This is a genomic window from Rhodococcus antarcticus (assembly GCF_026153295.1).
Classification (GTDB): Bacteria; Actinomycetota; Actinomycetes; order Mycobacteriales; family Mycobacteriaceae; genus Rhodococcus_D; species Rhodococcus_D antarcticus.
Genome location: NZ_CP110617.1, coordinates 1 through 25,328 on the forward strand (window position 1 = coordinate 1; position 25,328 = coordinate 25,328).

Consider the following 25,328-nt stretch of genomic DNA (forward strand, 5'->3'; position numbering starts at 1 on the left):
ATGAGCGCGGGTGCAGGGCCTCGGTCCCACAGTGTGTGGCGGCTGCCCACGATCGCCGGGGACCCGACGATCGTGGGGTTCGAGTTCCTGGGTGTGGAGATCGCGATCGTCAACCGAACCCACCTGCGGGGACTACCCGAGAAGGGCGACGTGTGGTCCCGGGGAGGCGCGTACATCCTGCTGAACCCCACCTCGGACGACGGGTCAACGGGCACGTATGTGGGTCACGCACGAGATTTGACGATCCGGTTGACGCAGCACACGGCGTTGAAGCCAGAGTGGCGGCGGGCGGTCCTGATCCGTCGGACCGGGCAGGAGCAGTTCTCGACGGCGCACGCTGAGTGGTTGGAAGCGGCGTTGCACACACGGATGTCCGGTGCCCCCAACGTGATGTTGTCGAACGTGCGGATCCCCGCGAACGACAGCATCCCCAACGCTGACGCGGAGTTGATGCGGCCGATCGTCACCAACGTGATGGGGGTCCTCCTCGCCCTGGGCGTGAACGTGGACCGTCCAGCGAAGAAGAAGATCCTGAAGCCCCCGATGGTGACCACTGCCGACGACGCCGAGGACACCGAGGACACCGAGGGGGGTGGGGAGGAGGCAAGCCCGGTGGGGGCGTCGACGTGGTGGTTGGCGGTGTACCTCGCTGCCCTCGCCGCACAAAACGTCACCCCCACACCCCACACCGCCCCCGACGCCGACCCGGTGGTGCTGCGTCACAACCCGACCCCGCAGGACGTGACCCTCGCTGACCTGCTCCGCGTCGAGATGGTGCAACCAGGCGCGGTGCTCCGACCGTTCACCAACCCCGACCCACACACCACGGTCGTGTCGTTGATAGTGCAGCCGGACGGTCAGGTCACGTTCGAGCACGACGACAACCCTGCGCAGTGGGCGTTGAAGGACGCGACCGTGCACGCCCAGATTTTTGAGAACGTCTGGCACTACTGGGCTGACCCCACCGTCGACAAGCCGCGGCGGCGCCTGCAGAAACTCGCTGAGCAGTTCCTTCGCACCGGGCACGTTCCCGACGGATTCGACCCCAACCCCACCCCCGAAACAACACCCCCGAGCGCGGACACCGCAACGCACCCGGACACCGTTATACCGCTCACCCAGCGGCTGTCGGATGTGTGGGCTGCAGCGTCGCACTTCGGTCCACCTCCCGTGCGACCTGTCGCCACGGAGAGCCTGGGTAACCCGGCACCTATTCCCGTGACACCTCCCGTGAAGGCCGCCAAGAACGTCACCGCGAAGAGCCGCGGGAAGACTGCTGCACCTGGTGAGCACCGGCCCGCCGCGAAACTCGGGTCGGGACGCTCCGAGATCCTTGCGCTCATGGATCGGGGTCACCTGAAGGCCGGTCAACGCCTGCACGCCACCTACCGGAACCGTCAGCACCACCTCAAGGTGCAACGGGACGGGAACCTACTCGTCGATGGCACCGCCCTCTGCGACTCGTTCAGCGGCGCCAAAAACCACATCACCATGACTGGCGGAAACGGTTGGTCGTTCTGGTACACCGACCAGAACATCCCAGTCCACGTCCTCCGCATCGACGACCTCACGACAGCCATCCGCCTCTACCGCGAGGAACAAGCCGAGAACACTAAAGCCAAAGCGAAGAAGAAAAAGAAAACCACCCAACAGTCGACGCAGACGTTCCCGGTAACCGTGCGCCGCCAGAAATAGGACCGACCAGAGGTTTCACCGAGCAGGCCCACCGATGCTGACGGAAGGGCAAGTTCCGTCGCTGGCATGCGGAACATAACGGCTTTGATCTGAACCATAGTAGGTAACAGGGTGTCTTGCTATTGGATTGTTACCAATCGGCTTAATGGCGCCCAGCTCAACACTCCGCACGCCATTTGTTGGTGTGCGGGGTATTGCAACTCAGTAGGGACGGCTACGGAATGGTCGTGGTGGTGTCCTGGGTGAAGCCTGAGGAGAGCCAGAGGGTGTAGGCGATGGTCGCGGGGGCGTTGATGGGGAGTCCGCCAGCTTCCAGCGCGACGTTCTCCCAGCTGAGGAGTGCGCCAGTGGTGGGGTCGAAGATGGCGGTGTGGTGCAACGCGGGAGCCTTGTGGCGGTCGTCGGCGCCCACGGCGATGCCGGGTCGTCCCAGTCGGTCGTAGACCGTGCCCTGCAGGGTGAGATCGGTGCGGGCGGCGAGGATGGTGAGCAGGGCGCTCTGCAGGTTCGGGGTGACTGCTTGGCTCGACCAGAGCTCAGCAGTCAGGCTGAGCCACCCGGAGCCATCGCGGTCGGGGTTCTTCGCGATGAGCTCGGAGACGAGGGCGGCCGTGCTCTGCCCCCCGCGACCCGACGATGCCAGTGCTGAGCTTGCCCGGTGCGTAGTCACCACTCGCGGCCACCGCGGGCCCGGACCCGGTCTCGGCAATGCGCCCGGACCCATCAGCGCTGCGCCACCGCTGGCTGTCTCCAGGGTCGATGCTGGAGCTGAGGACGGTGCCGTCGGTGCTCTGCGCCGTGTTCAGGTACCAACCCTGGGTGTGGACGTAGTTGTAGGGCCCGGTGCCAGGGAGCGGTGGTTGCGCTGCGGCCCGGGTGGCGAGGTCGCCGAGGATCTGCGCCGGGGTGTCGGTTGCGGGAAGCGCGGTGTAGAGCAGCGAGGCCGCGGTCTGCACGGTGGCCGGCGCGGTTGCGTGCAGGGCCGTCACACCGCCGATCGCGACCGCGGCGGTGACGGCGGCAGCAACCAGGATCCGCACCCGGGGCCGAGACGTCGATGGGCGGAGTTCAGGTAGTCGAACGATGCGGTCATCGATGTCGTTCGGTGGCCTGAACGCAGGGGGGTGCACGGACCGGACGGCGTCGTCGGTGGGGAACTTCTGTGCGGCCATCCGTTGCAGCGCGCTCCTGGTATCGGTGTTCATCACCGGTTCCTTCCTGAAGTCTGATCGATCCGGGGTTCAGCACCTGAGTGAGGGGTCGGGCCGGCTTCGTCGGCGCGGATCAGTGCTTCGGTGAGCCGTCGGCGGGCGCGGTGCAGGCGCACCGCCAGGGTCGCCGGGCTGCATCCCGCTACCCGAGCAGCCTCGAGGGTGCTCAGCCCGTCCCAGACGGTCATCATCAGCACGTCACGGTCGTTATCGGAGAGCTGGGCCAGAGTGGTGAGGAAGACAAGCCGCTCGAGGGCGGGGTCATCAGCTCCAACGTCGTGGCTGGTGCGTGCGGTCCGCGCGATCTCCGTGGCGAGGGCGTCATCGCGTTGCCCACGGCGCCACTGCTCGCCGAGGAGGTGACGGGCGGTGACCAACAACCACGGCAGCACCGACCCCGGCAGCTCGGCACGTCGGCGCCACGCGATGAGGAAGACCTCGTCGGTGACCTCGCGTGCCTGCTCAGCCGAGGTCCGCCTCATGGCCTACCCCAGCACCCGACCGTGGTGGGTCTTGTACAGCTGAGTGAAGCGCGCCTCGTCCGGATCCACGTGTGCCACCGCCTCCTCACCACTGGAGCCAACGCGGCTCACAGTTACGTAATGGCCACCAGCGCCAGATTCTTACCGCGGTCCCGCACATCAAATCGGCCAGCGCAACGCTCTTGGGCCAGCAACACCAGGACATATCGCAGGTAACTGCACGGCAACCGGCCGCACCCCGTTGGGCCGGGGGAGGGCCAGTTAGTTGTTGGCCACGAGGCCGCCTACAGCGCTGACAGCGCTACGAGGGCGTTACAGGCCTGCACCGACTCGGCCGCAGCGCACTCGCCCCCTCGGCCGGTCCGGCGGCGGTGCCATGCCCTTCGCGGTACTCCACCCGCCACACCCCGACCGCGTCCGCGGCCTGATTTCCCCGTTCATGGGTCGCCTGGCTCCATTCAAACCTGGCGAACACCACGGTCACCCTTCAGCCGCCTCGACGAGGTTCCCTGAGCGGTGGCTGGCCATCCATCGTCGCCGCAGCGACTCCGCTGTCAGCTCGGTGGGGCCAAGTCAGGTTCGGTGGATCCCAGTGAACGTCGCACCACCTGAGCGAGATGCGGGGTGTGGTGGTGGCGGGTCGAGGTCGTCCAGGTCCGGAGCCGTTGTCAGGTCAGCGGGAGTGGTTCGCCGCCCTGGTCGCGGCGGGGGTCAGCAACAGCGAGGCGTGTCGGACTGTGGGGGTGAACCGTAAGACCGGGACCCGGTGGCGTTACGGGCGCAGCATCCCCGCCGCGGGTGGTGGGCTGCTGCACTATGCGCCGGTGCTGCGCCCCCGTGATGGTGTCATCAGCTCCCGCTACCTATCGGAGCAGGAGCGGGTGGTCATCGCCGACCTGCACCGGGGCGGGGTCAGTGGGCGGGTCATTGCCGCCGAGCTCGGGCGCAGCCCGTCGACGGTGAGCCGGGAGCTGGCCCGCAACACCGACCCCGGCCGCCGCTACGGCGCCGGGGTGGCCCAGGCCCGGGCGGTGCTCCGCCGGGGTCGACCGCGACCGCGGAGGGTGGAGAGGGATGTGGTGTTGCGGGTCTTCGTGCAGCAGTGCCTGGACGTGCGGTGGTCCCCGGAGCAGGTCAGCCACGCCCTGAGTGTGGAGTTCGCCGACCAGCCGGCCCGGCAGCTGTGCACCGAGAGCCTCTACCAGGCCCTGTACAGCCGAAACCCGTTCGTGCAGCGGACGTTGCGGTCGAGGCGGTGGCGGTCACGGCGCCGCCCGCACCGGCACCCCGACGCCCGCCGACCGGCTCGGCACGCGACACCCCTGGTGATGATCGAGGACCGCCCGGCCTCGGTGAACGACCGGGTCGAGGTCGGCAACTGGGAGGGAGACTTGATCATGGGACCGGGCAACCGGTCGGCGATCGGGACCCTCGTCGAGCGCTCCACCAGGGCGGTGGTGCTGGTGCACCTGCCCGATGGGCGGACCGCGGTCGCCGTCCGCGACGCCCTCGTCGAGGTCTTCGCCGCCATGCCGGCCGGGGTGCGCCGGTCGTTGACCTGGGACCAGGGCACCGAGCTCAGCGCCCACGCCGAGATCACCCGGATCTTGTCGCTGCCGGTGTTCTTCTGCCACCCGCACAGCCCCTGGGAGCGCGGCAGCAATGAGAACATGAATGGATTGCTCCGCGACTATTTCCCCAAGGGCACCGACCTCGCTGTCCACCCCGCGCAGCGACTGCGCGCGGTGGCCGACGAGCTCAACAACCGACCCCGCAAGACCCTGAACTGGGCCACCCCCGCCGCTCTGCTCGCCGCCCACATCGCCGCGCTACCCTCGGCTTCGAAGTCCATCGTGGTGCGACGATGACTGGGATCCACCTTCCCACACTGGGGCCACTTCGGGTTGACACACTCAGGTTGAGCGCCGACTTGACCATCCGGTCGTAGCTCGCCAAGGGCGGCAGTCCCTTAGTCTGTCGACCAGAATTCCCTGTCACGGCTCAACTCCCCGGTTATTGTTTTCTCAGACGGTGACCCTCAGAGGCGGTTCAGTCAACTTCCCCGGGGGTTTGACACCCGCTCCGCAAGACCTTGCAACCCACTAATCACCATTCTTGTAATTGGCGCTCAAGCTTGACGCTAGACGCCTCTGAATGGTAGGATGAACCTGCGTTCGGAACGTCCGACGCGATCAAATAAGAGGAAGGAAAAAGGGTGCCAAGTAAGCGAAAACCATGGGATCTACTCTTGCGTTCAGTGTATTACGTAGCAATGATCTTCATTAACATTCTTGACTAAAGTCAAATAATATCGATCGAATTGCTGAAATCCTCAAGTAGCCTTCATGCCCGGTATGCATGAAGGCTACTTTAGGCTACGAATAGGCCACGTTCGGCGTGTCGTCTCAGGGGCAGGGCGAGATCATCTGTGCCTCGAGGGGTTCAGCCCCGGGTGGACCTCGGATCGTTGCCCGGCTTGACGGTGTCCTGCTTCCGGATCGTTCCGTTAAGCCCTCGAACCTGGAGCTCGCCCCCACCGTCGTTGCCCAATATCTCTCGAGCCCGATCGACACCCTCCGCCTGCGTGCCGACGACCGCGCTCGCCCGCGCAGCCCCCGGCTTCCGCACCTCGGTCCTGCCGTCGTCCCGCCGCTGCACGACCCGCTTGTTGGCCTTCTCGGTCATGGTGTCTTCTCCTCGAGCTCCGCGGCCGCACACGGAGGCGAGCCGACGCGCTTGGGATACCACGGACCACCGACATTTCTGGGCTCTCGGTGGAACGCTGGAGCCCTCATCGGCACTCATACGCTCCAAATCAACTTGCTGGCACCTGCGCCAGACCGACCGTGATTCTGAACGGCCACGGTGCCTCGCTGCCACGGCTCCGACATCCCGGATCTAGGGCAGAGTCAGAGCGGTGCCCGAACGTTCATCGCCGGTCCGGGCCTGGTAGTGCCGCCGGCACGACTACCCGTCCACCGAGCTCGACCCGTAGTCCTTGCGGTACGGCGATGCCATTCAGCCGTTGCCAGCACTCGTCGACCAGGTCGAACAGCCCCGTGATTCCGGGCGCGGCGACGGCACCTCGCCCTCGGGAGCCAGTCATGTCCCTGTCCGTCCAGATTCCACTCCGTCCTCGTCGCCGCTGGTTCAGCAGCGGGGCCCGCGACACCTGGACCAAATGTTCCAGCGCTTCGCCCACCACCTGGTCCCCCAGCTCGCGCAAGTGACGTCGATCAGCCGCCGGCAACACGTCGCAGAGTGAGGGCCACTGCACGACAATGATCCGGTCCCACACCTCGGGTGGCACGGTGTTGGCCAGGTGATGACTCTCGCCGATCGGTAGATCGCGGAGGCGACGCTGGGCTGTCTGCGTCTGACCCACATAGATCAGACCGGGCCCCTGGCACACCACGCCGTACAGCGCCGGTCCTTCCACGGCAGCACCGTCGCCACCGTGCGGTGCCGTCAGAGCGTGTCCGAGGGCCGCAGCGAACATCAGCCTGCGGTCTTGCAGCGCGCGGACCTTCATCGGTTCGCTGATGAGCTCCCGGGTGGCGGCTACCCATCGCTCAAACCCGTCCAGGGCGTCGCTGCTCATGCCCAACGCTAGAACAGCCGATCGTTGCCCTCTCCGGACGGGACGGTGGCCACTGCGCGCCCCCGGACGCCTCCTACGCACGGATGTACAGCGGGCTGCATGCGACAACCAAGTCTGCAGGGGTTGCTACGTAGATTATTCGTGCGTAGCATCGTCTACAGGAGGCACACTCGGTGTCGCTACGCAGGGATTGGTCAGGTCATGGCGGAGAAGATCAAGCGCCCCACCTTCGGGCGGATCGCGCGGCCGGGCATTGGTTACCACCAGGGATCGCGTCAGATGGTCACCACCGTGTTGTCACCGGTGCAGTTCGTGAACGCGATCGGTGAGCGGGAGGAGTGGGACCCGCTCTCGGGGACGGGTACCAACCGGAGGGAAGACAAGCAGCACCGGCGCGGCATCGCGGACTACCTGGCCGCGAACGCCGACTACGTCCTGAACAGCATCCTGGTGTACCTCTCGCCGGACGAGGCCGAGTTCGTCGCCGACGAACCTGGCGCACCTGTCTCTCTGGGAACCCTCTACATCGACGCCGACGCCAAGATGGTCGTCGGCGACGGAGGCCACCGCTCGAGCGCCTACGGCGATGTCATCGACGCCCACCGCCCCCTCGCCGACGAGGTCTTCGCCCGCATGACAGCGAACGGGCAGCCGGTCATCGTGGTGTTGGACGACAACCAGGCCCGCCGCGTCCAGGACTTCACCGACCTCCAGAACAACGCGAAGCCGCTCAACCAGTCCGTGGCCCAGTCGATGGACCGCCGAGAGCTGGTCAACCGCATGCTGCTCGAGGCCGTGATCAAGGCAGGCGACGTGCCGGTGTTCGACAACGGCAACAGGGTCGAGTTCCTCACCGACTCCCCGGGCAAGCTCTCCGCCAAGATCGCCAGCTACAAGACGCTGCGGTACGCCTCGGGCACCCTGCTCGTCGGCACCGGATACCGCTCGACCAAGGCGTGGGCGGAGGCCGTGGACCTCCTCGTCTCACGCGACGAGGAGGCCGCCGCCGAGAAGGTCATCGCCTTCTGGCAGGGCTACTCCGATCTCCCCCCGGTGGCCCAGGCGCTCTCCGTCGACCGCGGAGTGGCCATCCTGCGTGAGGACACCTGGCTGACCTCGGCGAACGTGATGTACGCCCTCGCCGCCGCCGTGCACAACGTGACGACCGGCGACGCCGCCATCACGACCCCCGAAGCGTTCGCCGCCCTTGGCTCCTTCGACTTCACCCGGACCGCGACGGGTCTGCACGGCACGCTGGTCGATCCGCCACTCACCGCCGGAGGTAACCCGAAGGCGAGGACCGGCCGGGACGCCTGGGAGAGCGCCGCGGAGGTGTTCACCAACGTCATCGTGCAGTCGGCCACGACGACGTAGTCGGCCGCTACACCCCCGTTCGGCAGGCAACTTCCGGGAACACCACCAGAACGCTGCACCCCGCTGCTCGACTACTACCCAACCGCCCGACCCGACCCGCGCCTCTCCCCCGTCAGGAGTACTCCATGACCCACCCCGCCGGCATCGTTCAGGCAGCGCTCGCTGCGAAGACCGCGACCGATGCCACCAACGTTCAGAAGATGCTCGCCGAGTCCTTCGGCGCCACCCACAAGCGCCCCCTCGGGGACAAGTGGAACAACCACGGGCTGATGAGCACCTCGGGCAGCTTCGATCTCAAGCTGATCGAGAACGTCACGAACATGCAGGACGCCGTCATCGAGCGCCACGCGCTCCTCAAGCACGGCACCGTCGCCGCCGTCCCCTACCCCTCCCCGCAGGCCGCCGCCGCCGACCTGTTCCCGTTCCAGACGGCGGCGGAGCGCGCCCGCATGGTGACCGTCACCTTCGAGGAGTCCGACAAGCCCACCGGCACGACCAAGCGGCTGACGCCCGTCTTCCGGGACCAGGGCTGCGGGCTGCGCCCCGAGTCCGTGCCCACCACCATCTTCGGCCTCGGTGGGTCCCAGAAGGACGGGGCCCTGTACCAGCAGGGCGCCTTCGGGCTCGGTGGGGCGATGACCTTCCGCAACGCCAGGGCCGTCGTCCTGGTCTCCCGTCGCGACCCGCAGCTGCTGACGGCCGGCGAGCAGGACCTCATCACCGTGGCCGTCGTCCAGTGGCAGGACAACGTCAAGGGGCGCACCGCCTACTACCTCGTCGACCAGAAGTGGAACACCGCAGGGGACCCGGGCAAGCCGTGGTCCTGCCCGGCTACCGAAGTCCCCGACTTCGAGCCGGGCACCCACCTCGCCCTGGTGTCCTACCGCGTCGACGGATTCCACCGGGTCCGGGAGGGCGATGAGCGCACCTTCGACACCGTCACCAACACCCGCCTGTTCCGGCCGGTGCTGCCCGTCCGCTTCACCAACATGATCGCGCGCGGCGAGACGCGCTCCACCAACCTCGTCGGGCTCGAGTATCGGCTGGACAACGCCAAGCAGACCTTCGACGAGGGCGAGGACGCCCTCCCGTTCTCCTTCGAGGGCACCACCTACACCCTGCCCGTCCGCTACGTGCTCTTCGCCAAGAAGCCCGGCGATCCCGGTGGCCGCCGCAGCTACGTCGCCCACAACCACGCCGTCCTGTTCCTCTCCAACGGCCAGACGCACCACCACTGGACGCCCCAGCAGTTCAAGCTCAAGACCAAGCTCAACAAGCTCCACGACCGGATCCTCGTGGTGGTCGACACCGATCAGCTCCCCATCCGCGTCCGCACCGGGCTGTTCACCGCCGACCGCAGCGAACTGGTCCGCGGCGACGCCGCTCTGCGCCTCGAGGAGGACCTGCGTGCGTTCCTCAACGACTGGGATGCCCTCAAGGAGGAGAACAACGCCGCCATCCGCGAGGCCCTCACCGGCACGGGTTCCGAGCCCACCCTCGAGGCTGCCCGCAAGATCAGCCGCGCCATGAACATCCCCGGCTTCGGCTCATCCGGAGACGGTGGTAGCGGCGGTGGCGGAACGAAGACCGGGGGCACCGGTAGCGGCGGCGGCGGCGGCAAGCCCACCAAGCCGGTCGACCTCAAGAACGACCCCACCACCATCACCGGACCCAGCACCGTCCAGGCCGTCATCGGGCGCACCAGGTCGATCACCTACACCGTCGACGTCGTGGACGAGTTCTTCAACGGCCGCGGCCAGCTCACCGTCGACAGCGACCACCCGAACATCAAAGGCGGCCACGACATCACCGTGGGCAAGGGCAACAAGGGTCGTGTCCGGGTCAGCGTTGCCGTCTCCGACGCCCTCGAGCCCGGCACCTACGAGCTCCGGGTGAGCCTCGCGGACTGGATGAAGTCCAGTGGTGGCGTCGGGCCCACCCTCGAGCACACGACCAAGATCGAGCTCGTCGAGGAGATCCCCGGACAGGGCAACGGCAGCGGAAAGCCCACCCCCGGAACCGGCACGGCCGGAGGTCCCTCCCAGGGCACCAGCGTGGCCCTGGTGTGGAAGGGAATGAATGACGAGACCACCTGGTCGCGCACCACGGTCGGGGAGATCGTCGACACCCCCGCCCACGTGCTCGCGGAGGCCAACCCCGACTACGCGGAACTGGCCGTGCTGGGCGACCAGAACATCCCCACGGTGGTGCTGAACACCGACTTCACTCCGCTCAAGCAGTACCTCGCCGGGCGCAACAAGCAGCTCGATTCCCTGGCCAACCCCAGGGAGCGCTACTCCGTCGGTGTGGGCGTTGGTCTCCTCCTGCTCAAGACGAGCGCGGACCAGCAGGCCGCCACCGATCCCATCAGCGACCGAGCGTTGGCCGCCGCGCAGAACGCCATTGCCAAGGGCGTCCTCGCCGTCATGCCGGCGTTCGACGACCTCAGCAAGGCCGCAGGCCTCGACGACACCGAGGACGACACCAACGAGTAGATCAACATCAGGCGCTCCGGAGATCCAGATGCCTAGTCAGCGCCAGGATCTTCCACATTCGCATTATTCAGAAGCTCTAACCAAAACTACTAAACTCTCGAGAACGGTAACCCAAAGATGCCCGAAAAGCCAGCCGTAATGGCGGACCTACCACCAGCGTTGCGGAGCGCGTTTGATGCTCTGAAAGAAGGTCTGGCAATCGGTAGCGAATACACGCTTGATCTGACTTCGATCGACAGTCTTTCGGAGAAGAATCTGTCTAATCCGCACGACGTAGCAGCTATCGCCATGCGCAAGCTTCAACTTCTCGCAGCCGTCTGCGGACCAGGCGTTACCACGACCAACGACATCGTGGTGTCTCTGTGTACAGAGCTATACCGCGCCCTGGGGCAGTTACAGCACTCGCTGGAAGGAGACCATGTCGACCTGATCAGGATCTGCAGAACAGAGATCAGGGACTGCGGCTTGGGAGTAGCGCGAATGCTACCGCCAGGAGAAATTGGCGAACTGGAGTAGACAGCAGCACACCTACCAAAGGTAGCGCTTTACCATACGCGCTACGCGGCGTAAAAAGAGATACCACCAGTCCGAAACAAAATCTCTAACGCATGACCTCTATGCGGGACATAGCCAATCCCTCACAGGGCGTGCGCCATTCTCGACCGAATCCAACGTTCGCAGCGGAGGACGCAACTCGCGACCTGTCATATACCAAACGTGGTTACCGTCGTGACCAGGCAATGAAGTCGTCGTGCCAACAAACAGGTCGTCGTGAAGCGCCTGTTCCTGCCAAATCATCGTAAGGCGAGCAAAGTCGGCATCTTCGGGCTCACCGAACTCAACTCGATCGGCAAGCTTCTCGAAGGTTCGGGCAGCGGCAGCGCCACGCACGCCAAGGAGAACCGAGGCTAGGACCGCAACCACATGGTTGGTCCGCTGCTGCTTGATGCTCATCTCACGCCCTTCAGAGCCCGGTGCGTGCCTGTGCAGACACCGAGGGGTCTTGATCGTGCCCGTTCGCCCCGGGCGGAGCAAGAGGCACGTCGGACATGAGCGAGTTCATCTGCCGGCTGATCGACTGCTCCCGCGCTTCGGCGGTGGCGCGGTTGTCGCGGACGATCGTGTCTGGACCCACTTCGCGTACGTACTCGCGGATGTAGTCCTGGATCGCCCTGGCGACAAGCTTCGAGACCGTCAGCCCCTGGTGCTCGGCTACAGCTTCGAGGAGTACACGGTCAGCTTCACTGGCGAGCCGCGCCGTAACGGGTGCTGGTGCCTTGTAGGCCACGACCATCTCCAAACCTCTGGACACTGATCCCAAAGACGGTACGCCGAACGATGCGCGAAGCAAACCTTCTGATGATGTGCGTCGTGCTGCTAGGAGCGATGGTGCAAGCAGCACATTTTGTGTATACATCGAGTGTGATGCTGCTCGGCATCCACGGCGCAGTCAGGAGATGGCATGTCCGCTCACTTCGTCCGGCGAGGCTCCGCCCAGATCAGAGCCTCCCTCGCGGTCACCGCGATGTTCTCGATGGTCGTCCAGGTGCCGGCGCAGGCCGCGACCACGACGTCCACGTCCACGACGGCGGTCGCCATCGTGGCGCCGCCCGACAAGCCCGCCGGCAGCGACGGCTGGGCGCAGCTGGGCTCCGGCAGCAAGGTCTGGATCGACGCCGCCTGCCGCACCTCCCTCGTCGCCGCCGGCGTGCCCCTCAAGACGCTGGACTGGTCGGTCATCTCCACCTACCCCGACGTCGCCGCCATCGGCTGCTCCGCCCTCACCCCCACCCCCGCGCAGGCGCCCGCGCAGCCCACGCCCACGACGTCCACGTCCACGACGGCGGTCGCCATCGTGGCGCCGCCCGACAAGCCCGCCGGCAGCGACGGCTGGGCGCAGCTGGGCTCCGGCAGCAAGGTCTGGATCGACGCCGCCTGCCGCACCTCCCTCGTCGCCGCCGGCGTGCCCCTCAAGACGCTGGACTGGTCGGTCATCTCCACCTACCCCGACGTCGCCGCCATCGGCTGCTCCGCCCTCACCCCCCACCCCCGCGCAGGCGCCCGCGCAGCCCACGCCCACGACGTCCACGTCCACGACGGCGGTCGCCATCGTGGCGCCGCCCGACAAGCCCGCCGGCAGCGACGGCTGGGCGCAGCTGGGCTCCGGCAGCAAGGTCTGGATCGACGCCGCCTGCCGCACCTCCCTCGTCGCCGCCGGCGTGCCCCTCAAGACGCTGGACTGGTCGGTCATCTCCACCTACCCCGACGTCGCCGCCATCGGCTGCTCCGCCCTCACCCCCACCCCCGCGCAGGCCGCGGCCAACGCGGCCAACGCGATCGCGAAGATCCCCGCCGTCGGCGGCACGTCCTCGTCGATGACCTCCGTGAGCAGCGGGGGCTCCACCACCACCTCCGAGGCCGGCACCACCACCGTCGTCCCCGACAACAGCTCCAAGCCGGTGCAGATCACGACCCCGGACGGTGGCACCGCCTCGCTCACGCTGCCGACCGCGTCCGTCCCCTCGATCGTCATGAAGGGCACGAGCTACTTCCCCTCGGGCGCCAAGACCACGGCGGTCCAGCCCGTGGCCCAGGCCTCCGGAGGCGGGGCGCGGACCATGATCACCCTCACCGACCCCAGCGTGCCGAACACGGTGGACGTCCGCATCGACGTCCCGACGGGGTCGTCGCTGGTCCTGCAGGAGGACGGCTCCGTCGCGGTGAAGGCCGCGGACGGCTCCTCCACCGCCGGTCTCGCCCCTCCGTGGGCCGTGGACGGGGGAGGCAACAAGCTGACGACCTTCTACGACGTCAACGGAAACACCGTCACCCAGGTCATCGACACGCTGGCCGCGACGTCGTGGCCCGTCGTGGCCGACCCCTGGTACAAGCCCTGGCAGTGGCAGGTCGTGAAGGCCGCCGCGAACTGGTGGAGCAACCACCCGTTCGTCCAGGGCTGCCAGAAGGGGATCACGGCGGTGTGGAACGCCGTGCCGCCCACGCCGACCTACCGACTCCCGTCCGCGGCCGTCATGTGCCTGGCCTTCGGCACCGTCTACTGGGCCGCCTACCCCCCCAACGCGGCCCCGGCCCCGGTGAGCAACCCGGCGCCCGCCCCGGCCCCGGCCCCCGCCCCGGCCCCGGCCCCCGCCCCGGCCCCGGCCCCCGCCCCGGCCCCGGCCCCGGCCCCGGTGAGCAACCCGGCCCCCGCCCCCAGCCCCGCCCCGGCGGGTGCGTCGATCTCCGCGTCGAAGGGCGCCTACTACGGCAGCGGCTCCTACTGGATCAACGTCCGCGTGAACAACTTCCCGACGGGGACCTACCGCTACCAGTGCATCGACAGCACGGGCGCGTTCTACACGAACACGGTGACGGTGACCAGCCCGAACCAGAGCACGTGGAACGGCAACTTCTGCCGCAACTACGCCCCCTACGTGACGCGGGTGGTGATCAACGGCATCAGCTCCAACCCCGTGAGCATGTAGCCCAGCCACGCTTCACTCCGTGCGGCACGTAGTTGGGTGATGACTGGGAAGGCCCCGACCTCCAGAGGTCGGGGCCTTCTCCGTGCCTGTCCCCGCCGACAACGTCGTCTCACGTCCGCTTGTCGTCAAAACCCTGCTCGCTGTCCCGCGGTCGGCCGGTTCTGGTGGTGCGTGCCCTCACCTGGAACCCCTGTGCCGACAGGTCCGGCTCACACAGCAAGATCGAGGGGCAGGTCGGCGATGTCCTTGAGGCGTCGTCCGTCGATCATCATCTGGAGCAGGTCGGTGGTCTCTTCGGTGCCGACCTGGTGGGCGGCGTCGAGGAGCTCGGGGAGGGCGAAGTGGTAGACGCAGTCGAGGTCGCCGGTGCCCAGGGCGAGCGAGCTGATGCGCACGGGGGTGGGTTCGCCGGTGACGACGACGACGTGGGGTAGGCGTCCCTTGCGGTTGCGGATGAGGTTGAGGGCTTCGCTGCGGGCGTTCTGGGCGCGGTCGCTGCGCAGGGTCCACTTGCAGGAGATGACGGCGTGCAGGATCGGGTGCGGCTGCACCGCCGCGCGCAGCGTGGCGTGGGTGGCGACGGAGTCGTCGACGAACACCTCGTGGGTGTTGATCTCGGCGTCGCTGACGGGGGCGCGGGAGACGACGACGTCGGGGGCGATGGCGTAGGCGTTGCCGAGGACGGCCTGCAAGGACGGGTTGGCGGTGACGGCGGCGTCGAGCTCGACGAGGTGGGCGTACTGCTCGAACTGCGCGACCCCGGAGGTCTTACCCCGGGTGGTCAGCTTCGCCACCGACCAGGCCCCGGGACGCAGGTGACCCAGGCGGGGGAAGGTGGCCTGCAGGAAGTTGGTGCAGGCCTGCTCGAACCCACCCCCGGCGGTCTGCCCGGCCAGGCGCTCGCCCTCGGTCTCGACCTTGAGGGCGGTGGCGACGTGACCGGCGAGGGCCTTGCTGAGCTTGCTGCTGCTGTCGGCGTTACTCGCCACACCCTGGGTGACCGACAGGATGCCATCGGCCAGCAGGGAGGCGTGGAACACCGAACGCTGCTCGGCGAGGAACGCCTCCACCGCTGGCTGGTCGGTCATGTTCAGGCGACGTCCGGGACCGCGACGAGGTGCCGCTCCGTCGCGGCGGCGACGTAGGGCTTGAGGTGGTCGGCGATGGCCCGGGCGAGGCCGACGGGGACGGCGTTGCCGATCTGCTTGGCGATACCGATCTTGGTGCCGCACCACCGGAAGTCGTCACCGAAGCCCTGGATGCGGGCGGCCTCGAGGTGGGTGATGGGCCGATTGGTGCGGGCGGTGGGGTCGTGCTCGTCCCACTGGGGGTGGAGGTACTGGCCCTTCTCGGGCTTGAAGAACTCGGTGCGGATGGTCAGGGAGGGCTGGTCCCAACGCATCCGGCCCATGACGTCGGTGGTGCCGGTGGGCTTGTTACGCCAGCAGTCGGGCAGCAGTTCGTCCGGCAGGTCGAAACGGCCACCGCCGGGGGGGATGCAGTCGTAGCGCAGCAGCGACTTCGGGGTGGGGGTACGCCCGAGGTGCAGGTCCTCACCGGTGAACGGTCCGGGCATGTTCGTACCGTCGAAGGCCCACGTGCGGGCCGGGAGGGCGGTGTCGCGGGTGGCCATGGGGATCCCGGCGAGGGCGTCGCGGACGGTGTTCCACGGGAGCAGGCCGCCGGCGCCGCCGCGGGCGTGGGTGGGGGTGGGCAACGGGATGGCCCCGATGCGGGAGCCGATGACGATGGTGCGGTTGCGGCGCTGGGAGACCCCGAAGTCAGCGGCGTTCAGCACCCCGTAGTTCAGGGAGTAGCCCTTGAGGTCGCCGTCGGCGACGCTGCCCTGCAGAGCGGCGAACTCGGTGCTGGAGAGGAACCGGTCGACGTTCTCGATGACGAAGACCTTGGGCTTCGCGTGGGTCACCACCCGCAGGTACTGCTGCCACAGCTTGTTGCGGGGGTCGTTGACGTCGCGGCTACCGAGGTTGGAGAACCCCTGGCACGGGGGCCCGCCGATGACGAGGTCGGCGGTGGGGATGTCGGCGTTGTCCAGGGCGGTGATGTCCCCGGCGAAGGTGTGGTCGGCCCCGTAGTTCGCGGCGTAGGTGGCGGCAGCCTGCTGGTCCCACTCCACCGACAGCACCGGCTCGTAGCCGGCGTCGACGAACCCGGCGGTCATGCCCCCGCACCCAGCGAACAGGTCGATGATCTTCATCCGCGCTCCCAGCACCTACACCACCGAATGACAGTGGTGTGACTCTAGCCGCGCGGCACCGGCGACCGGGCACCACAGGGTCGCACCCATGACCCGTGCGACCCCGAGGTGCCCACCAGGGCGGCACCGGCGATTCTGGGTGCGTTATGACCACACACCCGGATGCCGACGACACCGCCCCCGGGCCGTCAGCCGGCTACCGGCCAGTCCCCTCCTCGGTGGCGGCTCGGGCACGGTTCCGCGCCCAGCGGCGGCGGGACACCGCCCCCGAGCTCGCGCTGCGGCGGCTGCTCCACGCCCGGGGGCTGCGGTACCGGGTCGACACCGCCCCCCTGCCGGGGGTCCGCCGCCGGGCCGACGTGGTGTTCACCCGGGTGCAGCTGGCGGTGTTTGTCGACGGCTGCTTCTGGCACTCCTGCCCCGTCCACGGCACCAGCCCGAAGGCCAACGGACCGTGGTGGCGGGACAAGCTCGAAGCCAACGTGCGCCGGGACCGCGACACCGATACTCGGCTGGCCGAGGCAGGGTGGGCGGTGGTTCGGGTGTGGGAACACGAACCCCCCGCCGAGGCCGCCGACCGCGTCGCCCGGGCCTACGCAGCCCGCACCACCGGTCACTAACCGCCGCGCCGGCCGGGCCGCCCTAGTCACGGTCGTCGAGGCCATGACGCGCCAGCGCCGCGGCGAGGTCATGAAGCAGCGGGTGTTCACCCACCTGGGCATGACCGACTCCGCGTCCCGTGCAGATAGGAGGTACACCTAAGCGGGCGCTGGTCCCTCCGGGAGCTCGGCTCGAGCGAGCGTCTCCAGAAGTTCCCACGCGATCTGGAGCACCGTCGGGCTGGCCGCATCGCCCGGGTAGGTCCGCTGCTCCCAGAGTGTCGGGTCGACCTGCTGAGGCAGCTCTGTCTGGTCCGGCGACATCGGGATGGTTACAACGCCCGCGCCGCGCAGCTTGTACTCCCGAAACTCTGGTGTCATCTCCTCTAGGTCGAGGTGCGCACCGCCGTCCTTGTGCGCCATCTGGTCGATTAGGTCCCAGCGCGAGAACGTCGCCTGCCCTACCGAGTAGAGCGCCTTGCCGCTCCACCAGTTTGCGAACGGCAGAGTCGGTGGGATCGCTTGTCCGCTCATCGGGGCCGGAGCTTCCTCGCCCAGCGGGGCGACGTACCTCAGTCCGCCGTCCTGCACCGCGCGTAAAACGACGAGGCCGAACGCCTCGCCCACCGTCTCGCCCGTGTCGGTGCCGAGTGACACGATGATCCCCGGCGCGATCTCCAGCGGTCGCAGGCTGTTCACGTACTGCAGCTTGTGCTTCCAGCCAAGTTGGCCGAGCACCGAGCGCGAGCTCCGGGTGTCGTGAAGCAGAACCCGCAGGGACACCGCTAAGCGGACCGCCTCGTCGTAGTCGCCCTGCGCTACGAGGTTGCCGGACGAAACCAGGAACCGCATCTGCTTCCGGACCGCCGCGCGCAGTTCGTCCTCGGTCGGTGGCCGTTTCGTCACTCGGCCGACGGTACGGGCCACGCCGCCCAACGTCCGTGATCAGTACACCTGGCTGCCGGGCCGACCGGCCGGACTCAGCACCTCCCGCACCAAGCGCAGCAAGGTCTCCGTGCTGGTGGAGTCCTCGTCCTCGGCGAACCGCTCGGGCCCGTCGTCGCCCTCGCTGCCGGGGCGGTACAGCCCCACCCCCACCCGTTCTGCTCCTCCCGGCTCCAGGACAAGGAGTCCCCGGCGTCGGTGATGAGCAGGTAGCGCCCGGTCTCCAACACGACCTCGAGGGCGGCGCACATGCCCCCGGTCTGGGTGAAGATCGTGGGCAGGCCCGCGGCGTTGAGGGCGTCGATGACGTCCCGGTAGCGCTCGGTGCCGATGTCCATCGCGGCCTGGATGTCTCGCATGCTGTTCTCCCTACACTGGAGCGCCCACGTTCCGGCACTGACGGTCCCACCCGGGTACTGGGCTCTGCCGGGGCCAACCGGCCCCCGCCCCCGCTGGGGTAGGCCGAAGGACGGCCCGCGTCGAGCCACGCAGTACCCGCCGCAGGCGAGCGAAGCCCCCGGTAGAGCGGAGCGGGCCGGGGGTACGCAGTGGTGAGCGCGGGCCACACTGAGAGCCCCAGCGGGAAGGGGCCCAACGACCGCGGCCCGCAGGGACGCGGCACAGCGCCGGGCGCAGCCCGGCTCCGATCGCACGTCAGCTGCCTGCCGCTCGAGGTGCCGTCTCGGGTCTCGGAGGCCCGGCAACTTCCTCAATGGTCTGAGGCGGTCTCCGCTCGCCGTTCGGCCTCGTCGCGGTGATCTTCGAGGAGCTCGCCGCGTGGCCGCGTGGCCTCCTCGATCCTCAGCGGTTTCCCGTGGACCTCCGCCATGAGCTCGGCGTAGCCGTGCAGCTCCGGGGCGAGGTGCACCGTCCAGGTGGTTGTGTCGATCGTCAGCAGGAAGGCATCGAAGAGCCGGTGGATGTCGGCCCGGAGCAGGAGTCCCCCGTCGAGGTGGTGCACCGGGGTGTCGGCGAACCGATACAGGTGGGCTGCGTCGAGCACGGTCACCGGCTGCGGACCGGTGACCGCGCAGCAGGCACCGAACCGCTCGAGCAACGCGGCCTTGAAGCTCTGCTGACCGACCCGGCGCACACCCACCGACGGCACGAGCCCCCCGTCGGGTGCCACGGCGATCCGTCCACTCCCCTCGTCGCCGTCCGACCGAAGATCGGCCAGCCCGTCCACCGACGTGTGATCGCTGAGCAGTGCGACAGCGGCCGACCAGTCCAGGCGCCGCACCGCGTTCTGACGGTCACCCCCGGTAAAGACCCCCTCGAGCAGGCGCCGCGGCAGCGGCGTCGGCAGCTCGGTCCAGGTCGGGGCGTAGATCGCCTCGAACACCGCGAGCTCGCGCTCGACGTACTCGGGGTCGTCGAACTGGCTGCCGCAGTCCGGGCAGCGGTACGTCGGGGACATCGTGGTCCGCCGGTCCGGGCCCGACCGTTTGCACTGCGGGCACAACGTCATCGTCTTGCTGCCCAGCTCGGTCACGACCTCATCAACGAAGGCGTGGCCGTAAATGCTGACCTCGTCACGGATGACGACGAGATCCCCGACCGACACCGCCTTGTGGTTGGGCACCGTCGCGTCGTAGCTGTACTTCACGCCGAGCACGTCGCGGTACCGAACGGCCGGGTCCAACTCATCCACACGCGAGAAGCAACTCCACGCAGAAGGCTGCGGACGAGCAGAGGTGGTCGCGGACGACACGTCAGCAGCGTGATCCCGCGCCGGCGCGGACACGCCTTTCCTGCTGGGGAACTCGGCCCTCACGACCGCCACCTGCTCCGGCGTGAGAACCCACCGGGTGTAGGGAACCGGCGGCGGCCAGGTCCGCCGAAGCCAATTCCGCAGCACGAGCTGGGTCACTCCCAGCTCCAGCGCAAGCTCCCGCGGCGTCATCAACTCATCTTCCTAAACGACTGCCGGGGGGGCCAGTAAGCGCGCGGCAGGCCCGCCTTGGCCACCTAACCACTTCTCATGTTTCATAACCGTCGACGTGCCTTAAACGAAGGGTTTTGCACCGTGTCTGCCATCGCTGGCGGGGCACCCCGCTCCTTCGGTGCCCGTGTCTGGGGGCGAGGACGGTCCGCGTAACGCGCGCCCCAATAAGGAGCGATCCGTTGGTGGATGTCGATGAGGGGCTTCGCGGGAGGCGACTACACGCAGGTCGGGCGGAAGTTGGGGTCGCCCGGTCCCTTGACCTGCGCGAGGGCGTTGCTGACGAGCTGGTGCACCACGGGGTCGTTGGGGGTTTGGTCGTGCTCGATCGGGTCGAGGGGGCACAGGTTCTGGATGACGATGTTGGTAACCCGCTTGGCCGGCCCGGCCAGGGCCTGGCTGGTGTAGGGCCGCACGACTTCGTCGTTGACCGTGGAGATGACGGTGTAGCTGGGGCCCGCAACGATGTCGCCGATGGAGTTGAGCTTGGTCAGAAACGGTGATCCTGCTGCTTGGTCGTCGCACGCCGCGCAGGGGTTCGGGACCAGCGTGGACCCGGCCGGTGGTGTCGGGGCGGCGGTGGTGCCGTGGTTGGAGGGTGCGATGCCGATGAGCTGGTGGACCTGGCGGGCTCCGCCGAGGAACCCCATGTAGTAGCGGGGCATCATCCCGCCCTGGCTGTGGCCGACGATGTCGACCTGCTTGGCCCTGGATGCGGTGAGCACCCGGTCCACGAACGTCCGCAGCTCTGCCGCGGAGGCGGTGATGGGGCCCGACGCGGGTACCCCGTTGCTCACCCCGTAGTCCAGGGAGTACACGCAGTACCCCTGGCTTTTCAGGTCTGGTGAGAGTGTGGCCCAGTTCTTCGCCATCAACTCGAACGTGCCGGGGACGAGCACCACCGGGTAGGGGTGCGCCGCACTGGGCCGACACGCGAAGTCGTTGGCCCCGGGCGGAGAGATTCCGACCGCGCTGGCCGGGGATCCGGCCGCCACCGCCAGGGCCAGGGACACCAGGGTGGCCGCCGAGACCGCCGTGAGGCGACTGATGATCGACATGGAGCTCCTCCGTCAGGGTGGGGCCCGCCGAGAGTGGGTTCGCTGGGCGGGCTCGCCGAGGTTCTCTGTGGTCAACGACACGCCCCCCGACCAGGTGACGGAAGGCGCCGCTGCAGGAACCCAGACTTTCTCGGTTCGGCTGATGCTGGCTCTGTGCCGACTGAACAGCGGGACCTGTCAGGACCTCGCCCCACCACGACCATCCGGGAGTGAGCACGGGCCAACGGACACACCGTCTCCGACCGCGGCCGACTGACCACCACCGTCACGCGGGCCTACTACGCCGCCCACTGACCCCGACGGCAACCCCAGCCTGAAGGGGTTTCAGCGGGTCGCTCAAGAAGCTGATGGCCACGGCGAGAGCGATCGGCGATGGGCCTGCCCGCCCCTCTCACGCATCCTCGCCGCGCCGATTCCGTTCGTCTCCCATTACGCCGGCTGGCAGTACCCCGATCCCGTATGTCGCACACCCTCCACCCCTTTCCCATGTCACCATCAGCCCAAACAATCTGATGACCTGGTGGAGGAACTCATGAACCGTTCGCAGCTGATCAACGCCGTAGCCGCCGCGACCGACCTGCCCCCCGCTCAGGTCGAGGCCACCCTCAGCGCCACCCTTTCCGAGGTTCGGGGCGCGGTGGCCTCCGGTGACAAGGTGCAGCTGCTGGGCTTCGGCACCTTCGAGCCCCGTGAGCGTGCAGCGCGCACCGCCCGCAACCCCGCAACCGGGGCGCAGCTGCAGCTGGCCGCGACCCGGGTGGTGGGCTTCAAGGTCGGTGCCCCCTTCAAGCAGGAGGTCGCCGCCAGCGCCACCACCAAGAAGGCGACGGCGAAGAAGACCCCCGCCGCGAAGACAGCGGCCAAGCAGACCCCGACCAAGGCCAGCGCCGCAACCACGAAGACAGCGGCCAAGAAGGCCACGGCGAAGAAGGCGCCGGCGAAGAAGTCCGCCAAGAAGTAGTCATCCCCGCCGCACGGTTGTGCGCCTGCAGGTCGCTACGGGGTTCCACCCGTGGTGTGCTGACTATCCGACCCGCAGCCCGGGGGTCACCCTTGCGGGTCACCCGGCCCACGATTCGCGCGTCCCCCACCATCTCTACCCCCCAAGGAGCTCACTGACGTGGCACGGCAGCAGAAGGTGGAGACCGTGTTCACCGACGACCTCACCGGCGACACCCTCACCCCCGACGACACCCAGACGGTGACCTTCACCGTTGACGGCGTCTCCTACGAGATCGACCTGTCAGCGAAGAACGCGGCCTCGCTGCGCAACGACTTCGCCGCGTGGACCGAGCACGCCCACACCGTCCCCGGAACCACGACCACCCGCCGGGCTGCACGTCAGCCTTTGACCACTGCGCAGCGGCCAAAGACTGTTCAGCGATCCACCGCCGACCGGGAAGGCTCGACGCGGATCCGGGAGTGGGCACAGAGCAACGGACACACCGTGTCCGCGCGGGGCCGCATCCCCGCCACCGTCGTCGACGCCTACAACGCAGCCCACTAACACCACCGCCGACGACACCGGCTCACCGCACCGCCGCACCGCCGGCCGAACGTGGGAGTCCGCACCGCCGGCGCCGGCACACCCTGCTCGACCCCGCCGATGGCGTCCCCCTGCACGGGTCGCCACCCATGTGCTGACCTGCTCAGCGGCTGCGGGAGGAGTCCAGGACGGCGGCAGCGTGCTGGAGGCGTTCGGTGGCGGTGCGCTGCGCACGCCCGACGGTCACGAGGTGGTCGAACAGGGCGTCGGTGGGCAGCGCCTCCGCAGCCTGGGTCAGTGCGGCGGCAGCGGTGTGGAAGGAACGCCGGTAGGCGGCAGCCAGCACGTTGACCGCGTGGTGACCGGTGGCTTCGGGGGTGGCCCCGGCGGCGGTGGCATCGGCCAGGGCCCGGGTCAGCAGCCCACCCTGGTGGGCCCCGGTGCCCTGCTGGGTGATGACGGCGGCAATGGACGCTGGGTCGTGCGGGCGCCCCCGCTGCAGCTGCCCGGCGATGAGCGTGAACAGGGCACCGTGGGCGGGGCGGGTGAAGTCCCCCGCCTGCAGCACCTCCACCACCGGGCTGGCGGCGGCCGCGGTGGACCACAGCACCCCACACAGACACAGGGCTTCACTGTCCAGGCGGGGGTCCTCGGTCAGGTCACCGGCGTCCAAGCGCTCATCGGGCTCGAGCCCACCGTCGTCGTCGGGGTCCCCGCTGGTGGGGTCGGTACTCACGGGGACCTCCGTTCTCCTGCCCCGCAGGGGGGACGTGGTCGTATTTGTGGCTGATCTCGGGGTGGGTGGTCGCGGGGTGGGTGGTCGGGTGGGGGTCACGTCCGCTGACCGGTGTCGGTCTCGGGGGCGGGTTGGGCGAGGTGGTCGCGGATGATGTCCATCATCGCGGTGGTCCCGGTGAGCTCGTAGCACCCCGCCTCGTCGCGGGCCGGACCGATATAGGCGTCGGTGGCCTCCACCCAGATCCGCACCCCCTCCCCCGCCCCGGTCACCGGGTGCTGACGCCCCCAGTGCGCCAGCACCGCCTCGGTGGCCTGCGTGGCGGCCAGGGTGCGGGTGTCGGCGGCACCGCTGTCGCCGGTACTACAGGTCCAGATGATCACGGTGGTGCTCCTCGAGCTCAGTGGTACCCGGTGTGGTGCGCTGGTGTTCTGAGGGTGCGCGGGTCCCGGCGGAGCCGGGCCCGTTCCCGGGGACGGTGTGGACAGCTGCACCACCGTGTGGACAACCACCCCGCCCGAGGCGGCGGGAGCCTGGCAGACCCGCCGGGCCCCCAGGGCCCGGCGGGTACCACCCGCTCCCCCGGCTCTCAGGGTCCGAAGACGGCGTGGGCGAGGGTGGCGGTGCGGGTGAGGATCCCCAGGGCGCTGCGGTAGGTGGTCTGGTCGTGGACCTGGAAGGTGACCGTGCCGATGCTGATCGCGACGTGCTCGGTGATGACCCTGCGCCCGGGAGTCACCCGGTGAGGCTGGTGGGTGATGCCCACCGCCGGGGTCCCCCACAACCGCACCACCGTCGACGTCCCGGTGAGGCGGTGGTCGATGTGCCGGTGGGCGGGGACCGCCCCCAGGGGCAGCCGGGCCGCCTGCTGGGCGGCCTGCGTCCACGCCTTCGCCACGTGCACCGCCTGGTGCAGGTCGCTGATGGTGAGCATCAGCGAGCCCCACAGCACCGTCAGGGTGGCCTCGGTGGTGCCGGCGGCGTGGGCATCCAGGCGGGCCCGCTGCTCCCCGGTCAGGGCCAGGGAGGTGCTGATGATCTGCGTGCTGGGCTGTCCGGACACCGGCGCCACCACCTTTCGTGAGGCCCGGGACCAAACATGACCACGGGGTGTCAGCAGGGGTTCTGCCAACCACTCCCCCGGGCCGCCCGAGCACGCAGTGCTCCAGGGGCCCAGCCAGGGGCCGAACCCCCGGTGAGGCGGTGCGGGGGTTCCGGCTCGTCCGGGCGGGTGGTCTCGCGCAGCGACCGAGCACCGCGAGGCTCGGATCACCGGCCCGGATGGGCCGGGTTCCTCGGGCCCTCGCCCTGGCAGGGGCGCCCATCCTGGGCGAAGCCGGGCGGCCGGGGGATAAGAAGGGCCGGCGGGCGCGAGGCACGAGCAGACGTCGGTCATCAGCTGCGACGACCGACGCAGGAGGCCGGCGCACCCGATGTCGTGGTCGGCGGTACCGGGCGAGGCACGAGCCGGGCACCGCCGGTGCAGGTCGGTCGGTGCCCGCCACGAGTGCCACACGCGGGGTGCGGCGGCGGGAGCTGCGGGCCGGCAGCAGGGCTGGTACGGCGCTACGTCAGGTTTGTCCCCGGTGACCGTCCTCGGACCTGCCCAGTCCGGTAGGTCGAACGGCGGCGGGTCGGATGGCCGTCGCGGGGACCCACTGGAGCATGGGCAGAACACCACGGTGGGCGGCCACCGGCACCTCCATGCGGACCAGACCCAACCACCGGCCGTCACTGACCCGCGCCCACCCCAGCAGCTCACCGTCCTGGTCCCCCACCAGCCGCAACCCCGCCTGCACCACCCGCATCGGCAAACCCCGAGTCGGGGCCGTGTTCGCCGGCAACATCGCCCCCAGATCCACCACCACCGACTTCGGCGGGGTCACCGGAATCCGGTTCGGACGCTCAAAGTCATCCGGCCACGACACAAAAGGATCGAACACCTGTTCGATCATGCCGCATTGTCTTGCTCTGCAGCCAACAGGTGGTGGAAGGGGCGCC

The 25,328-nt window shown here is 68.5% G+C and carries 26 protein-coding genes and 1 pseudogene; 10 read left to right on the top strand and 17 right to left on the bottom strand.

The window, feature by feature from the left end; all coding sequences use genetic code 11:
- Positions 1–72: 72 nt before the first annotated feature.
- Complete coding sequence (locus RHODO2019_RS18505; protein ID WP_265385088.1) at positions 73–1,695, top strand: restriction system modified-DNA reader domain-containing protein; 1,623 nt, start codon at positions 73–75, stop codon at positions 1,693–1,695.
- A 214-nt stretch (positions 1,696–1,909) separates the two neighbouring features.
- On the opposite strand, the gene RHODO2019_RS18510 is transcribed toward RHODO2019_RS18505, so the two are convergent.
- Positions 1,910–2,368, bottom strand: coding sequence for a hypothetical protein (locus tag RHODO2019_RS18510; RefSeq protein WP_265385089.1), 459 nt, complete (start codon positions 2,366–2,368; stop codon positions 1,910–1,912).
- A 531-nt stretch (positions 2,369–2,899) separates the two neighbouring features.
- Positions 2,900–3,298, bottom strand: a complete 399-nt coding sequence (locus RHODO2019_RS18515) for an RNA polymerase sigma factor (RefSeq protein WP_265385090.1) — start codon at positions 3,296–3,298, stop codon at positions 2,900–2,902.
- 707 nt (positions 3,299–4,005) lie between these two features.
- On the opposite strand from RHODO2019_RS18515, the gene RHODO2019_RS18520 reads away from it, so the two are divergent.
- Positions 4,006–5,256: an IS30 family transposase gene (locus tag RHODO2019_RS18520; protein WP_265385091.1), complete on the top strand. Its 1,251-nt coding sequence runs from the start codon at positions 4,006–4,008 to the stop codon at positions 5,254–5,256.
- A gap of 574 nt (positions 5,257–5,830) precedes the next feature.
- Here the strand turns inward: RHODO2019_RS18520 and RHODO2019_RS18525 are convergent.
- Together RHODO2019_RS18525 and RHODO2019_RS18530 are read right to left on the bottom strand one after the other, a co-directional pair.
- Positions 5,831–6,073, bottom strand: a complete 243-nt coding sequence (locus tag RHODO2019_RS18525) for a DUF2188 domain-containing protein (RefSeq protein ID WP_265385092.1) — start codon at positions 6,071–6,073, stop codon at positions 5,831–5,833.
- 244 nt (positions 6,074–6,317) lie between these two features.
- Positions 6,318–6,989 (bottom strand): hypothetical protein, encoded by a 672-nt coding sequence (locus RHODO2019_RS18530; protein WP_265385093.1) that lies wholly within the window; start codon positions 6,987–6,989, stop codon positions 6,318–6,320.
- A gap of 201 nt (positions 6,990–7,190) precedes the next feature.
- On the opposite strand from RHODO2019_RS18530, the gene RHODO2019_RS18535 reads away from it, so the two are divergent.
- From RHODO2019_RS18535 to RHODO2019_RS18545, 3 genes are all read left to right on the top strand, one after another.
- A complete protein-coding gene (locus RHODO2019_RS18535) occupies positions 7,191–8,363 on the top strand; it encodes a DNA sulfur modification protein DndB (RefSeq protein WP_265385094.1) in 1,173 nt (390 codons plus the stop codon).
- A gap of 125 nt (positions 8,364–8,488) precedes the next feature.
- Positions 8,489–10,858, top strand: coding sequence for a hypothetical protein (locus RHODO2019_RS18540; RefSeq protein WP_265385095.1), 2,370 nt, complete (start codon positions 8,489–8,491; stop codon positions 10,856–10,858).
- Positions 10,859–11,629: 771 nt separating this feature from the next.
- Entirely contained in the window at positions 11,630–11,770 is a 141-nt protein-coding gene (locus RHODO2019_RS18545; RefSeq protein WP_265385096.1) for a hypothetical protein, read from the top strand.
- Between the two features lie 52 nt (positions 11,771–11,822).
- On the opposite strand, the gene RHODO2019_RS18550 is transcribed toward RHODO2019_RS18545, so the two are convergent.
- From RHODO2019_RS18550 to RHODO2019_RS18560, 3 genes are all read right to left on the bottom strand, one after another.
- On the bottom strand, positions 11,823–12,152 hold the full coding sequence (locus tag RHODO2019_RS18550) for a eukaryotic translation initiation factor eIF-2-beta/eIF-5 family protein (RefSeq protein WP_265385097.1): 330 nt from the start codon (positions 12,150–12,152) through the stop codon (positions 11,823–11,825).
- A gap of 176 nt (positions 12,153–12,328) precedes the next feature.
- On the bottom strand, positions 12,329–12,598 hold the full coding sequence (locus RHODO2019_RS18555; protein WP_265385098.1) for a hypothetical protein: 270 nt from the start codon (positions 12,596–12,598) through the stop codon (positions 12,329–12,331).
- 6 nt (positions 12,599–12,604) lie between these two features.
- On the bottom strand, positions 12,605–12,853 hold the full coding sequence (locus RHODO2019_RS18560; protein WP_265385099.1) for a hypothetical protein: 249 nt from the start codon (positions 12,851–12,853) through the stop codon (positions 12,605–12,607).
- Between the two features lie 116 nt (positions 12,854–12,969).
- Here RHODO2019_RS18560 and RHODO2019_RS18565 point away from each other — a divergent pair, with 116 nt between their 5' ends.
- Complete coding sequence (locus tag RHODO2019_RS18565; RefSeq protein ID WP_265385100.1) at positions 12,970–14,343, top strand: hypothetical protein; 1,374 nt, start codon at positions 12,970–12,972, stop codon at positions 14,341–14,343.
- Positions 14,344–14,552: 209 nt separating this feature from the next.
- Here RHODO2019_RS18565 and RHODO2019_RS18570 read toward each other — a convergent pair whose 3' ends face one another.
- Both RHODO2019_RS18570 and RHODO2019_RS18575 read right to left on the bottom strand, forming a co-directional pair.
- Positions 14,553–15,431 (bottom strand): NgoMIV family type II restriction endonuclease, encoded by an 879-nt coding sequence (locus tag RHODO2019_RS18570; RefSeq protein WP_265385101.1) that lies wholly within the window; start codon positions 15,429–15,431, stop codon positions 14,553–14,555.
- Between the two features lie 2 nt (positions 15,432–15,433).
- Entirely contained in the window at positions 15,434–16,561 is a 1,128-nt protein-coding gene (locus tag RHODO2019_RS18575) for a DNA cytosine methyltransferase (protein ID WP_265385102.1), read from the bottom strand.
- A gap of 146 nt (positions 16,562–16,707) precedes the next feature.
- Between RHODO2019_RS18575 and RHODO2019_RS18580 the strand changes: the two genes are divergently transcribed.
- Positions 16,708–17,181, top strand: coding sequence for a very short patch repair endonuclease (locus tag RHODO2019_RS18580; protein ID WP_265385103.1), 474 nt, complete (start codon positions 16,708–16,710; stop codon positions 17,179–17,181).
- A 138-nt stretch (positions 17,182–17,319) separates the two neighbouring features.
- Here RHODO2019_RS18580 and RHODO2019_RS18585 read toward each other — a convergent pair whose 3' ends face one another.
- The 4 genes from RHODO2019_RS18585 to RHODO2019_RS18600 all read right to left on the bottom strand — a co-directional run bounded on the left by RHODO2019_RS18585 (position 17,320) and on the right by RHODO2019_RS18600 (position 21,105).
- Positions 17,320–18,066 (bottom strand): hypothetical protein, encoded by a 747-nt coding sequence (locus tag RHODO2019_RS18585; RefSeq protein WP_265385104.1) that lies wholly within the window; start codon positions 18,064–18,066, stop codon positions 17,320–17,322.
- A 74-nt stretch (positions 18,067–18,140) separates the two neighbouring features.
- The gene (locus RHODO2019_RS18590) at positions 18,141–18,464 is read right to left on the bottom strand and encodes a hypothetical protein (RefSeq protein ID WP_265385105.1); all 324 of its coding nucleotides are present in this window, start codon (positions 18,462–18,464) and stop codon (positions 18,141–18,143) included.
- Positions 18,465–18,814: 350 nt separating this feature from the next.
- Positions 18,815–20,008: an HNH endonuclease gene (locus RHODO2019_RS18595; protein ID WP_265385106.1), complete on the bottom strand. Its 1,194-nt coding sequence runs from the start codon at positions 20,006–20,008 to the stop codon at positions 18,815–18,817.
- A gap of 257 nt (positions 20,009–20,265) precedes the next feature.
- Positions 20,266–21,105, bottom strand: a complete 840-nt coding sequence (locus RHODO2019_RS18600; RefSeq protein WP_265385107.1) for an esterase/lipase family protein — start codon at positions 21,103–21,105, stop codon at positions 20,266–20,268.
- A gap of 246 nt (positions 21,106–21,351) precedes the next feature.
- Between RHODO2019_RS18600 and RHODO2019_RS19445 the strand changes: the two are divergent.
- The 3 genes and pseudogenes from RHODO2019_RS19445 to RHODO2019_RS18610 all read left to right on the top strand — a co-directional run.
- Positions 21,352–21,399, top strand: a pseudogene (locus RHODO2019_RS19445) (hypothetical protein); the annotation flags it as partial.
- Positions 21,400–21,637: 238 nt separating this feature from the next.
- Positions 21,638–22,066 (top strand): HU family DNA-binding protein, encoded by a 429-nt coding sequence (locus tag RHODO2019_RS18605; RefSeq protein WP_265385108.1) that lies wholly within the window; start codon positions 21,638–21,640, stop codon positions 22,064–22,066.
- A gap of 177 nt (positions 22,067–22,243) precedes the next feature.
- Positions 22,244–22,612 carry a histone-like nucleoid-structuring protein Lsr2 gene (locus tag RHODO2019_RS18610; protein ID WP_265385133.1) on the top strand — a complete coding sequence of 123 codons (369 nt, stop codon included), beginning with the start codon at positions 22,244–22,246 and terminating at the stop codon, positions 22,610–22,612.
- 142 nt (positions 22,613–22,754) lie between these two features.
- On the opposite strand, the gene RHODO2019_RS18615 is transcribed toward RHODO2019_RS18610, so the two are convergent.
- From RHODO2019_RS18615 to RHODO2019_RS18630, 4 genes are all read right to left on the bottom strand, one after another.
- Positions 22,755–23,327: a DnaB-like helicase N-terminal domain-containing protein gene (locus tag RHODO2019_RS18615; RefSeq protein ID WP_265385109.1), complete on the bottom strand. Its 573-nt coding sequence runs from the start codon at positions 23,325–23,327 to the stop codon at positions 22,755–22,757.
- 95 nt (positions 23,328–23,422) lie between these two features.
- The gene (locus RHODO2019_RS18620) at positions 23,423–23,710 is read right to left on the bottom strand and encodes a hypothetical protein (RefSeq protein WP_265385110.1); all 288 of its coding nucleotides are present in this window, start codon (positions 23,708–23,710) and stop codon (positions 23,423–23,425) included.
- Positions 23,711–23,916: 206 nt separating this feature from the next.
- Positions 23,917–24,390, bottom strand: a complete 474-nt coding sequence (locus tag RHODO2019_RS18625) for a hypothetical protein (RefSeq protein WP_265385111.1) — start codon at positions 24,388–24,390, stop codon at positions 23,917–23,919.
- A 508-nt stretch (positions 24,391–24,898) separates the two neighbouring features.
- Positions 24,899–25,282, bottom strand: coding sequence for a hypothetical protein (locus RHODO2019_RS18630; protein WP_265385112.1), 384 nt, complete (start codon positions 25,280–25,282; stop codon positions 24,899–24,901).
- Between the last annotated feature and the right edge of the window lie 46 nt (positions 25,283–25,328).

Bases quoted from the DNA above. Each gene is read 5' to 3' on its own strand.
- RHODO2019_RS18520 (WP_265385091.1), top strand. From the start codon at position 4,006: ATGCGGGGTGTGGTGGTGGCGGGTCGAGGTCGTCCAGGTCCGGAGCCG.
- RHODO2019_RS18525 (WP_265385092.1), bottom strand. From the start codon at position 6,073: ATGACCGAGAAGGCCAACAAGCGGGTCGTGCAGCGGCGGGACGACGGC.
- RHODO2019_RS18530 (WP_265385093.1), bottom strand. From the start codon at position 6,989: ATGAGCAGCGACGCCCTGGACGGGTTTGAGCGATGGGTAGCCGCCACC.
- RHODO2019_RS18535 (WP_265385094.1), top strand. From the start codon at position 7,191: ATGGCGGAGAAGATCAAGCGCCCCACCTTCGGGCGGATCGCGCGGCCG.
- RHODO2019_RS18540 (WP_265385095.1), top strand. From the start codon at position 8,489: ATGACCCACCCCGCCGGCATCGTTCAGGCAGCGCTCGCTGCGAAGACC.
- RHODO2019_RS18550 (WP_265385097.1), bottom strand. From the start codon at position 12,152: ATGGTCGTGGCCTACAAGGCACCAGCACCCGTTACGGCGCGGCTCGCC.
- RHODO2019_RS18555 (WP_265385098.1), bottom strand. From the start codon at position 12,598: ATGACCGACCAGTCCAGCGTCTTGAGGGGCACGCCGGCGGCGACGAGG.
- RHODO2019_RS18560 (WP_265385099.1), bottom strand. From the start codon at position 12,853: ATGACCGACCAGTCCAGCGTCTTGAGGGGCACGCCGGCGGCGACGAGG.
- RHODO2019_RS18570 (WP_265385101.1), bottom strand. From the start codon at position 15,431: ATGACCGACCAGCCAGCGGTGGAGGCGTTCCTCGCCGAGCAGCGTTCG.
- RHODO2019_RS18575 (WP_265385102.1), bottom strand. From the start codon at position 16,561: ATGAAGATCATCGACCTGTTCGCTGGGTGCGGGGGCATGACCGCCGGG.
- RHODO2019_RS18580 (WP_265385103.1), top strand. From the start codon at position 16,708: ATGACCACACACCCGGATGCCGACGACACCGCCCCCGGGCCGTCAGCC.
- RHODO2019_RS18590 (WP_265385105.1), bottom strand. From the start codon at position 18,464: ATGCGAGACATCCAGGCCGCGATGGACATCGGCACCGAGCGCTACCGG.
- RHODO2019_RS18595 (WP_265385106.1), bottom strand. From the start codon at position 20,008: ATGACGCCGCGGGAGCTTGCGCTGGAGCTGGGAGTGACCCAGCTCGTG.
- RHODO2019_RS18600 (WP_265385107.1), bottom strand. From the start codon at position 21,105: ATGTCGATCATCAGTCGCCTCACGGCGGTCTCGGCGGCCACCCTGGTG.
- RHODO2019_RS18605 (WP_265385108.1), top strand. From the start codon at position 21,638: ATGAACCGTTCGCAGCTGATCAACGCCGTAGCCGCCGCGACCGACCTG.
- RHODO2019_RS18630 (WP_265385112.1), bottom strand. From the start codon at position 25,282: ATGATCGAACAGGTGTTCGATCCTTTTGTGTCGTGGCCGGATGACTTT.